At 44.6% G+C, this 9688-nt stretch carries 12 protein-coding genes and 2 pseudogenes; 12 read left to right on the plus strand and 2 right to left on the minus strand.

What is annotated here, in order from left to right:
* Window positions 1–335 precede the first annotated feature (335 nt).
* The 4 genes and pseudogenes from H6G97_RS38060 (at window position 336) to H6G97_RS38070 (ending at window position 1984) form a co-directional block, all read left to right on the plus strand.
* The gene (locus H6G97_RS38060; RefSeq protein ID WP_190945870.1) at window positions 336–668 is read left to right on the plus strand and encodes an NHLP leader peptide family RiPP precursor; all 333 of its coding nucleotides are present in this window, start codon (window positions 336–338) and stop codon (window positions 666–668) included.
* 581 nt (window positions 669–1249) lie between these two features.
* Window positions 1250–1519, plus strand: coding sequence for a hypothetical protein (locus H6G97_RS51600; protein WP_199349930.1), 270 nt, complete (start codon window positions 1250–1252; stop codon window positions 1517–1519).
* 28 nt (window positions 1520–1547) lie between these two features.
* Window positions 1548–1712: a hypothetical protein gene (locus tag H6G97_RS51605; RefSeq protein ID WP_199349932.1), complete on the plus strand. Its 165-nt coding sequence runs from the start codon at window positions 1548–1550 to the stop codon at window positions 1710–1712.
* A 2-nt stretch (window positions 1713–1714) separates the two neighbouring features.
* Window positions 1715–1984 (plus strand): annotated as a pseudogene (locus H6G97_RS38070) (DUF5367 domain-containing protein).
* A gap of 27 nt (window positions 1985–2011) precedes the next feature.
* Here the strand turns inward: H6G97_RS38070 and H6G97_RS38080 are convergent.
* Complete coding sequence (locus H6G97_RS38080) at window positions 2012–2653, minus strand: response regulator transcription factor (RefSeq protein ID WP_190737914.1); 642 nt, start codon at window positions 2651–2653, stop codon at window positions 2012–2014.
* Window positions 2631–3893 carry a sensor histidine kinase gene (locus H6G97_RS38085; RefSeq protein WP_242055836.1) on the minus strand — a complete coding sequence of 421 codons (1263 nt, stop codon included), beginning with the start codon at window positions 3891–3893 and terminating at the stop codon, window positions 2631–2633. Before H6G97_RS38085 ends, H6G97_RS38080 begins: the two co-directional genes overlap by 23 nt.
* Before the next feature lie 91 nt (window positions 3894–3984).
* Here H6G97_RS38085 and H6G97_RS38090 point away from each other — a divergent pair, with 91 nt between their 5' ends.
* The 8 genes and pseudogenes from H6G97_RS38090 to H6G97_RS51610 all read left to right on the plus strand — a co-directional run bounded on the left by H6G97_RS38090 (window position 3985) and on the right by H6G97_RS51610 (window position 9562).
* Entirely contained in the window at window positions 3985–4650 is a 666-nt protein-coding gene (locus H6G97_RS38090; RefSeq protein WP_190945872.1) for a TMEM175 family protein, read from the plus strand.
* Window positions 4651–4727: 77 nt separating this feature from the next.
* Window positions 4728–5900 (plus strand): ABC exporter membrane fusion protein, encoded by a 1173-nt coding sequence (locus H6G97_RS38095; protein WP_190945873.1) that lies wholly within the window; start codon window positions 4728–4730, stop codon window positions 5898–5900.
* An 84-nt stretch (window positions 5901–5984) separates the two neighbouring features.
* Window positions 5985–6179 (plus strand): annotated as a pseudogene (locus H6G97_RS38100) (helix-turn-helix domain-containing protein); the annotation flags it as partial.
* Between the two features lie 19 nt (window positions 6180–6198).
* On the plus strand, window positions 6199–7365 hold the full coding sequence (devC, locus tag H6G97_RS38105) for an ABC transporter permease DevC (protein ID WP_190917025.1): 1167 nt from the start codon (window positions 6199–6201) through the stop codon (window positions 7363–7365).
* 20 nt (window positions 7366–7385) lie between these two features.
* Window positions 7386–8051, plus strand: coding sequence for a GAP family protein (locus tag H6G97_RS38110; RefSeq protein ID WP_190945874.1), 666 nt, complete (start codon window positions 7386–7388; stop codon window positions 8049–8051).
* 29 nt (window positions 8052–8080) lie between these two features.
* Window positions 8081–8824, plus strand: coding sequence for a DevA family ABC transporter ATP-binding protein (locus H6G97_RS38115; RefSeq protein WP_190945875.1), 744 nt, complete (start codon window positions 8081–8083; stop codon window positions 8822–8824).
* A gap of 76 nt (window positions 8825–8900) precedes the next feature.
* Window positions 8901–9245: a hypothetical protein gene (locus H6G97_RS38120; protein ID WP_190945878.1), complete on the plus strand. Its 345-nt coding sequence runs from the start codon at window positions 8901–8903 to the stop codon at window positions 9243–9245.
* A 137-nt stretch (window positions 9246–9382) separates the two neighbouring features.
* On the plus strand, window positions 9383–9562 hold the full coding sequence (locus H6G97_RS51610) for an ArsR/SmtB family transcription factor (RefSeq protein WP_199349934.1): 180 nt from the start codon (window positions 9383–9385) through the stop codon (window positions 9560–9562).
* Window positions 9563–9688 lie beyond the last annotated feature (126 nt).

The raw sequence follows: 9688 nt of genomic DNA on the forward strand, positions 1-9688 counted from the left end.
TTAAGTACTTTGCTGCAAAAGAGAATCAAGATTTAGGAGTTGTCAAAGCCCTGCGAAAACCAGTCTCCAGGCTGGATTTATCCCCTTTTCCTGCACCCTCACAGACATTTGTGCAATTACCTTAACCTCTCACGGATGCTTCTGCTCTGTCTTTAACTTTCTGGGGTACATCTGCCGTTCTCAGGTTGAACAAAGTTCTATCTTGCTCACGAGTCAGAAATACCCTTAAACGGCTGCCCATACCCCTGTTACCTTGGTAGACACATTTATGTATTTACTTATCTTTACACACTTTAGTTTTTTCACCTTGTTCTACTTAAATTAAGGAGTCCAAAATGTCTGCACAATACCAAGAACAAGTAAGTATTGACGCTAAATTGATTGCTCGTGCAATGAAAGATGAAGCTTTCCGCGCTGAATTGCTGAATAATCCTGAAGCTGCCAAAGCTGCTGTTGAACAAGAACTCGGACAAAAGTTACCTGAGACTGTTCAAATCCGTGTTGTTCAAGAATCTGATGATGTTGCTTATATTATTCTGCCTGCAATGACTTCTGAAACTGAACAATTGTCTGAAACTGAACTAGAAGCTGTTGTTGCTGGTGCTTTGGCTATCAAAGTTGCTTGTTCTTTCTTCTCGATTTGCTTTACCACCAAAAAGTGCTTCTAGTTTTCACCTCAATTGCTGAAACTTACACATCTGATTCATGTGTAAGTTCTAACTAAAAATATTTTTTATTCACTTTATTACAAGGAGTCCAAAATGTCTACCAACTTTGATGTTTGAATAAGTTTGTTTGATTTGAGCGTAACTTATTTACACTGTACCCAGGCTTTAGCCCCGGCAATTGAAGTCTTCAACTCTCTTCAGCTTCGCATTTTGAAAACTAAATGATCCAAACTATCTGAGATATTAACAGTTAGTTGGGCTGTGAAAGGAATGGCGCTAAGAAAAGTTATAAACCATGCTGCATAAGCATTACAAGCATTAATGCGTTAATGGCAGTGGAGACTTGGCTGCGTAGGCGTAGCCCGCCATAGGCATCGCTATTTTTGTAAGGGCTGTGAAATGGAAGCGGTAACGGTGGAAGGTTGCCCAAAAAGTTTTTGAAGGTAGAAAAAGCTTACTCGTTTATGAAATACTTTCTTTAAAACGAGTAAGCACATACGTTAATTACTACTGTGACATTATGAGTACACATTCTCAAGGACAAATTTAATCAAAGTTTAGGTTTACCTTTTAAAGAACTATTGCCAGAATCTGCAATAAAACTTGCAATTTCTGAGCTAAAAATTAAATATAAAAAGCGATTATTTGACCCATTTATTACTTTGTGGACGTTTTTGTCGCAAGTTTTGGATAGTGATAAAACTTGTCATAATGCTGTGAGTAAAATAATTGCACATTTAGCCGAGTCAGATGTGGAAATTCCTTCATCAGAAAATTCATTCATCAGATACGAGTGCATACTGCCAAGCCCGGTCAAGACTACCGGAGAAATTATTGGAAAAACTTTTTAATGATTCGGCACAAAGCTTAGAATAAAAAGTGACAACAGAAAAATTATGGTGTGGTCGAAATGTGAAAGTAATAGATGGCTCAACTGTATCTATGCCAGACACAGTAGAGAACCAAAAAGAGTACCCTCAACCTAGTGGTCAAAAAGAGGGATGTGGCTTTCCAATTGCTAAAATTGGCCCGACAGCACTTTGAGTATGGTCAGCAGTTTCTTATTCTCTGTAACGTGTTTGCCACTATTGGTTTATGCCATTTTTCGATGGAAAAAAGTACTGCCACATCAGCGTTTGGAAGCTGCCGTTTGTTTAGCAATTCCAGGAATGCTGCTAGATGTTGTGACAACTTACTTTTTTACCCAAGCTTTCCCAAATGTTTAACCCATCGCTGATGGTGTGTTTGGCGCGTGGTTACTTTGGGGATACGCGATTGTGCTGGTAACAGGATTGATTGCCCAAAATCGGGCGTAGTTCGCATGAAGAAGACAGATGCATCAGCTAAGGCGATCGCGGGTCTAAATTTTCGCGTGCCCAGAGTGCGGCTTGCGTGCGATCGCTCACGTTTAACTCGCTGAGAATCCGGCTAATGTAATTTCTGACCGTCCCCTCAGTGATGTGCAAGGTTTTAGCAATTTCACGGTTCGTTTTGCCTTGCCCCAGCAGCTTCAAGACAGCCAACTCTCGTTCACTCAGCATTAAATTAACTGGGGCAGCACTAACAGGTGGTTGCAGTTGGGCAAAAACTTTGGCTGCGATCGTCGGTCCGAGTTGGCTATGTCCTTTGTGAATCGTGCGGATAGCATCCGCAACCTGCCCAGAAGGCGTGTTCTTAAGCAGATACCCGATTGCCCCCGCCTGCAACAATTCCCACACATATTCGTCTTCGTCAAACGTGGTTAGCACGAGAATGCGGCTCCACGGGTAGCTGCGGAGAATTTCACGAGTTGCTGTAACCCCATCACAGTTGGGCATCCGAATATCCATCAGAATGACATCAGGCTGAAGCTTTCTGGTCAGGTCGATCGCCACTCTTCCATCGGGTGCCTGCCCGATCACTTCGATGTCTGCCTCTAGGGACAATAATGCGGCTAACCCCTCTCGAAAGAAGGATTGATCATCAACGACGAGCACTCGAATCATAGGGGATAAGGATTTTGATTTGTGTTCCCTGGTCGGAACCTGTACTAATTTTAAGGGTTCCGCTCAGAAGTTCTGCTCGCTCCCGCATACCTTGCAGACCCCACCCAGTCAATGGTTGCTCCAAGTCAAACCCTTGACCATTATCTTGGAGCGTCACCACGATCGTGCCTGAGTCAACCACTCCCCGTAACTTCGCCTGAGTCGCCAAGGCGTGTTTCTGAATGTTAATCAAGCCTTCTTTCAATATGCAGTAAAGCTGATAACTCGATTGCAGGGAGAGGGCAGGTAGGCTTAAATCAATCTGAGTGACAATGCCCTGCTGGCGCATCTGCTCAACTTGCTCACGTAGTGCTTCATTTAGATTGAAGCCGGACTGCCAGCGCATCGTCTGTACCAGTTGCCGCACATCTTCAAGGCATTGGCTTGCTAATAAGGCAGCATTGTCTACCGAGTGAAAGGACTTGGCTAAATCACGATCGCGCAATTTCTGAGCAACTTCCAATTGTACTCCCAATGAGGTGAGAGTGTGCCCTAAGGAATCATGAATTTCACGCGCAATCCGCAGACGTTCTAGTTTGGCACCTAACACTTCTACTTCTTGGGACAATACTTCTGCCTGCTGGCGGCTTTCGCGTTCTGCCACGATGACAAAGCCAAGCAAAACAACAAAAATACTGGCACTGGCATAATACAGCAACGCATGGAGTAGTGTGATGTACAAATTAGACTGCAAAGTGACACTATCAAACTCTGGAAGTTTTCGTTGAATTAGTGACGGATATAGCCAGGCAAAACTAGTCAACCAGACCACTCCACCCATAATATTGGTCAAAATAACTTCGCGGCGACTCAACAAGAAACACGCCTTGATCAGTAGTAGATAAAGTACAAAGCTAAGTTCGATGCCAGACGCAATCGCAACGCCCGTTAACCCCACTTCCAGCGCAATATAAGTGCGGCGCTGCCAAAGCGGGCGATCGAGCGGCAAGATAAAGCTGAGACAGAAAAAGAGCGTGCTAAACGCGACACATTTGACGATTAGCTCAGGTGTGGAGGCTTCATCAAGCACATAAATCAAGATTGTCATGAGTAGCAGGAGCCATTCGCCAAAGCGCAGTGTCCGACGGAGTGATGGAGAAGAGCCAGCGTCTAGATTCATTGAATAGATTAACCATCCTGTTCTCTCTAGTTTGCGCGATCGCCTGCCAATCCAGGTATGACACCTATCAAGGTTAGACATGACAAGTGTCATCCGTTTCAATGATAGCTATAGGTATCAGAAACGCTGTGGATGGATTTAGATGGTCTGTAGATGAATCATCCAACCAGCCATGCAGCCAGACCACTCAAATTCTCAAACTGCCATTCACCATTTAGCAAGGCTGAGTGATTGTGTCTTTGCCCTGGCGATGGCAATTACCTTCATGGGATTTAAACTGCCAGAAACTGTTCAATTGCTGTCAAATTTGGAAGTCAACCAATTTCTGACTGGACAACTTAAGTCCCTTGGCATCTACATCATCGCTTTTATTCTGGTTGCCTTTTATTGGATTAACCACACTCAGCAGTTTAGTTACTTCAAACGGACTAATGAAACTCACTTATTTATCTATACCTTGTACTTGATGTGTTTATTAGTGATTCCGTTCTCGAATGATCTTGTTTTTAGGCTATCCAGTAATCCTTTTGCCAAGATTTGGTTTAACACCAATATTTTTCTCATTGGATTGCTCTCGTTTACAAGCTGGATCTATGCAACTCACCAAAATCGGTTAGTGGGTGAAGATTTAGATATTCAAATCATTCGATCGATGCAAGTGAAAGCACTAATTGAACCTGTTTGTGCCTTAATATCAATTCCAGTCGCGCTGGTTAGTCCAGACTTTTCAGATCTAGTCTGGTTGTTAATTCCAGTTGTCTCCCTAGTTCTGAATAAAGCTCTCAGGCAAACTTCTAGGTCTAATGTAATGCCAGTTTCAAATCAATTGGTTGAGTAATTGCCTTAAGCTTGTTGCTTAATTTGCCATTTCAAATTTCATCGTCTCCGCTATCCGCTACCGCCTGCATGACCATCATGAATTTACAGTTACTGTCGAAATCATCTAATCGTTGGATGCTTGCGTTGATCGTTGTTGCATCTACCATTACAGCAGGAATTGCTTACTATGGCATTTCGCAATTTGTTGTAGAGAAACCAGCAGAGAACACTCAGACTACCCCAACGATTCAGTCTATTGTGGCGCTGGGGCGGTTGGAACCTGAAACTGAGGTGACAAAAGTGTCAGTTCCAGCCACGCTCAGTAACGATCGCGTGGCTCAACTGCTTGTCAAACGAGGCCATCGAGTCCAAGCTAATCAAGTAATTGCGATTCTAGACAGCTACGATCGGTTACAAGGCGCTCTCCTAGAAGCCGAACAACAAGTTGCCGTTGCCCAAGCAGAGCTTGCACAGGTTAGAGCCGGAGCAAAATTGGGTGAAATTGAGGCACAACAAGCAGAGATTGGACGTTTGCAAGCGGAATTAGCAGGTGAAACTCGGCAACAGCAAGCAACCTTAGCGAGTTTAGAGGCTGAGGTTAATAATGCCCGCTCTGAATACAATCGCTATCAATCGCTCTATCAGGAAGGAGCAATCTCCGCATCTCAGTTTGACCAGAGGCGATTAGCTTTCCAAAAAGCGCAAGCACAGTTCAATGAAGGCAAAGCAAATCAAAGCCGGACGACTGATACATTGCAAGCGCAGATTGAGTCCGCTAGGGCAAACCTTGATCGCATTGCTGAAGTGCGTCCAGTAGATGTGCAGACGGCACAGGCAAAAGTGGAGCAAGCGATCACCGTTGCTCAACGAGCAAAAGCAGATTTGAGACAAGCAGAGGTGCGATCGCCCCAAGCAGGACAAATTCTGGAAATCTATGCCAAGGCGGGAGAAGTGGTTAATGAAAAAGGCATTGCCGATCTGGGGCAAACCCGCCAAATGCGAGTGGTTGCCGAAGTTTATCAAAGTGACATCAAGAAAATTCGCATTGGGCAACAGACATTGATTACAGGTGAACCATTTTCTGGAGAATTGCGCGGCATAGTCGAAGAAATTGGGCTGCAAGTGAGCCAGCAGGAGATATTCAATAATCAACCGGGCGAGAACCTGGATCAGCGGGTGGTTAAAGTCAGAATTCGTTTGAATGCAGCCGACAGCGATCAGGTTTCAGGGCTGACTAATTTACAGGTACAGGTCGCTATCCAACCCTAAAGCGTTCATATTCTCGCCGATAACCAATCAGTTAATTCATACTTTAACCGAGGAAAATACGTGCAGTTATTGTATACAACGCAGTTAAAGAACCTTTCAGACTGTGAAATGGAAGTTCTTAAATTAATGGTTGAAGGACAAAGTAACCCTGAAATTGCTGGTGTGTTGTATCTCAGTCCCAATACTGTCAAAACGCATGTCAGAAGTATCCTTAACAAATTTGGAGTTGATAACCGCGTTCAAGCGGTTGTTTTTGCCCTCCGTCGTGGTCTGGTATAAAGTGGGGAAAAAGTGATCTATGTTGCGTAACCTATTCCGTAAAACACCGCTGGCATGGTTTCAGCTAAAACGAGAAAAAACCCGTCTTGCAGTGGCTTTAGCGGGGATTGCCTTCGCCGATATTCTGATGTTTTTTCAACTGGGATTGCTCGATGCTCTGTTTGAGTCTGTCGTAAAACCCTACACCTCACTGCAAGGGGATCTATTCCTGATTAACCCGTTGTTTGAGAGCCTAAATGTGGTCAGAAGCTTTCCCAGAAAGCAACTATATCAGGCGGCAGGAGCTAAAGAAGTTGAATCGATTAACTATCTCTACATTGGTCAGGGCGAGTGGCGAAATGCTCAAACCCGAACGAATCAGCCCACAATGGTATTTGCTATTAATCCTAATAACTCAGCTATCACGCTACCAGACGTACAAGCACATCAGAATGAATTGAAGTTGCTGAACCGAATGCTCTACGATCGTGCCGGTGCGGAACAGTTTTTTGGCAATGTAGTTGAAGAACTTCAGCAGTCTGGCTCAGTGCCAATTCAATTTAATAACTTTCAAGTCAAGGTAGTTGGAACGTTTGTCATGGGAGCATCATTTGCTGCCAATGGGAATGTAATTACTAGTCATTCAACTTTCCTTCGGCTCTTTCCAGCCCGTAAGCCCGATGAAATTGATATTGGAGCCATCCAGTTGAAACCGGGCACCGATGTTAAGCAATTTAAGGCTGCGATACAATCGGAGCTTGAAAATGTGCTGATCCTGACGCATGAAGAGTTTGTTGAACACGAAAAGAAATACTGGGAAACCACCAGTCCGATCGGGATTTTGTTTGGGTTTGGCGCAATCATTGGTTTTATCGTTGGCACCATTATCGTTTATCAAATTCTCTATTCCGATGTATCAGACCATTTGCCAGAATATGCCACGTTGAAAGCAATGGGATATAGCGACGGTTACTTGATTGGTGTACTCATCCAGGAAGCGCTGATTATGGCTGTTTTAGGATTCATCCCAGGGTTTGTCATTTCGATCGGGCTGTATTCTGCTGCTGCTGCTGCGACTTTTCTGCCGATCGGCATGACAGTCAGCCGCGCAGTGCTTGTGTTGACCTTGACGATTGTAATGTGTGCCGCATCAGGAGGAATCGCGATGCGAAAATTGCAATCTGCTGATCCGGCTGATATTTTCTAGTTCTTACCTGGTGTAATCAGATGCCATCCTTACTTGCTTATCTTGTTGCGATCGCAGCACTAGACAGCCTCAACCCCACTACTACAGCAGTCCAAATGTATCTGCTCAGTACTCCTAAGCCAGTGCCTCGCTCAGTTTCATTTATTGCGGGAGTATTTATCACTTATTGGACAGCAGGATTAGCGGTGGTGCTTGGAGCAAGTCAGTTGACCATCAATTTACCAGGTTTGCCACCTTCACTGATGTACACGTTGCAACTAATCATTGGCATCGTTCTACTCTTGGTGGGTTGGAACCTTAAAAATGCTGCTGATTCCCAAGAAGCTAAACGCCCTGCTCAATTAACGATCGCTCAAACCTTTTTCTTTGGCAGTGCTGCAACACTTTGGGATTTCCCAACTGCACTACCTTACTTAACAGCGATCGAGCGCATTGTGCGATCGCAGTTTGACCTCTTAACCACAATGAGTATTCTGGCAATCTATAACGCAATCTTTGTTTTCCCGCTCATTGCTCTCTTAGGACTCTATATCTGCCTGGGCGAACATAGTCTTAATTTGATCCAGGCAATTAATCGATCAGTGCAGAAATGGGGACACAAAATATTGCGAGTTCTATTAATGGGATTAGGTATCCTCCTGATCGTAGACTGTATTGCTTTTGCTCTAGGTCGTCCAATTTTTTGATCGTTTACACACATATAAAAACAAAGGCAATGATTCAAACTTGGCAGTCCGATCAATCTCACTCAACAGCAGTACCAGTTATTTCGGCTCAGCAGCTTAATCACTACTTTGGCAGTGGCGAACTCCGAAAACAAGCCTTATTTGACATCAATTTAGATATTTATGCAGGCGAAATCATTATCATGACGGGTCCCTCTGGCTCTGGCAAAACAACGCTACTAACACTAATGGGCGGTTTGCGATCGGCTCAAGAAGGCAGCCTCAAGCTTCTCGGTCAAGAATTACATAATGCCAGCAAACAACAGTTGACTCACCTTCGTCGCAACATTGGCTATATTTTTCAGGCACACAATCTATTGACCTTTCTGACGGCTAAACAAAATGTGCGGATGTCCTTAGAACTGCATGAGGAAATGTTCGATCGCGACGTTGATGGCACGAGTGTTGCCATGCTAGAAGCAGTAGGGCTGCAACAACGGATAGACTATTATGCCGATAGCCTATCGGGCGGGCAAAAACAGCGCGTTGCGATCGCCCGTGCCTTAGTGAGTCAACCTAAGATCGTGTTAGCCGATGAACCGACAGCCGCTCTAGATAAGAAATCTGGGCGTGATGCTGTAGAAATTATGCAAAAACTTGCCAAAGAGCAGAGTTGCACCATCTTATTAGTCACACACGACAACCGCATTTTGGACATCGCCGATCGCATTGTCTACATGGAAGATGGTCGTTTAGCGGCTAACCCAGAGACTACGATCATGGCCCCTAACTGAATGGCACGCTTGTTAATCGCAAAGCCCTGATATAACTTGCTTTTTGAGTGTGGGGAGAGAGGGGAGAAAGGGAAGTGTGGGGAGAAATGATTCTTCCCCGTCCTCCCACACCTCCCACACCCTGCCAGCAAGGAGGTTTCAGCTTTTCTCAGTGCCATTCGGCTGTGAAAGTGATGTCTATGCGGAGCGTCTCCAAAAGTTGCTCCCCATAGACATCACTCGTTTAAGGGGTTACTTAGAACATCGACAGTTTATGAGAATCATCATTAAGTTTTTGCCGACCATTGGTCGACAAATTCCAATGCCAATGCCGACCAACAAACGACAACTGCGTTTTTTGGCGAAAGCCGAGTTGGAACCAACTGTACAAGTGGATGTATGGCAACAGGCAGTAGAGCAAGCTGCGAATAAGATTCCTTAGCGATCGCCTGGAAGCACAGTGGAAGTAACACCCAAAATTGTATGTGACTTCAGGTAGAATTTGCCATTCGACAGAAGGTAAAAGTTGTCCGCGTTGTCACTTGACACGATCTGTATCTTTAGATATCATTCAACTATATGGTTGAATCAAATGTAGCCCTTGATAAAATTTTTGCTGCTCTGGCTGATGTGACGCGGCGAGACATTCTTAAGCGGGTATCAACAGCAGAACATACTATCGGCGAATTAGCACAACCCTATGCGATGTCTTTTGCAGCGATCGCAAGCACATCAGTGTGTTGGAGAAAGCCGGACTAATTACCAAGCGTCGAAGTGGTAAGGAGAAAGTTATTCAGATTCAGCCGAAAACTCTCAAAGTAGCCGCAGCGTATCTGGGCGAGTATGAAAAAATCTGGAGTGCCCGCTTTGATGCTCTGGAAAAAC

The sequence above is a fragment of the Nostoc flagelliforme FACHB-838 genome (genome assembly GCF_014698065.1).
Classification (GTDB): Bacteria; Cyanobacteriota; Cyanobacteriia; order Cyanobacteriales; family Nostocaceae; genus Nostoc; species Nostoc flagelliforme_B.

Coding starts and splice junctions, on each gene's coding strand:
- H6G97_RS38080 (WP_190737914.1), bottom strand. CDS start 2,653: ATGATTCGAGTGCTCGTCGTTGATGATCAATCCTTCTTTCGAGAGGGG.
- H6G97_RS38060 (WP_190945870.1), top strand. CDS start 336: ATGTCTGCACAATACCAAGAACAAGTAAGTATTGACGCTAAATTGATT.
- H6G97_RS38110 (WP_190945874.1), top strand. CDS start 7,386: ATGCCATCCTTACTTGCTTATCTTGTTGCGATCGCAGCACTAGACAGC.
- H6G97_RS51610 (WP_199349934.1), top strand. CDS start 9,383: ATGGTTGAATCAAATGTAGCCCTTGATAAAATTTTTGCTGCTCTGGCT.
- H6G97_RS38095 (WP_190945873.1), top strand. CDS start 4,728: ATGAATTTACAGTTACTGTCGAAATCATCTAATCGTTGGATGCTTGCG.
- devC (WP_190917025.1), top strand. CDS start 6,199: ATGTTGCGTAACCTATTCCGTAAAACACCGCTGGCATGGTTTCAGCTA.
- H6G97_RS38115 (WP_190945875.1), top strand. CDS start 8,081: ATGATTCAAACTTGGCAGTCCGATCAATCTCACTCAACAGCAGTACCA.
- H6G97_RS38085 (WP_242055836.1), bottom strand. CDS start 3,893: ATGTCTAACCTTGATAGGTGTCATACCTGGATTGGCAGGCGATCGCGC.
- H6G97_RS38090 (WP_190945872.1), top strand. CDS start 3,985: ATGCAGCCAGACCACTCAAATTCTCAAACTGCCATTCACCATTTAGCA.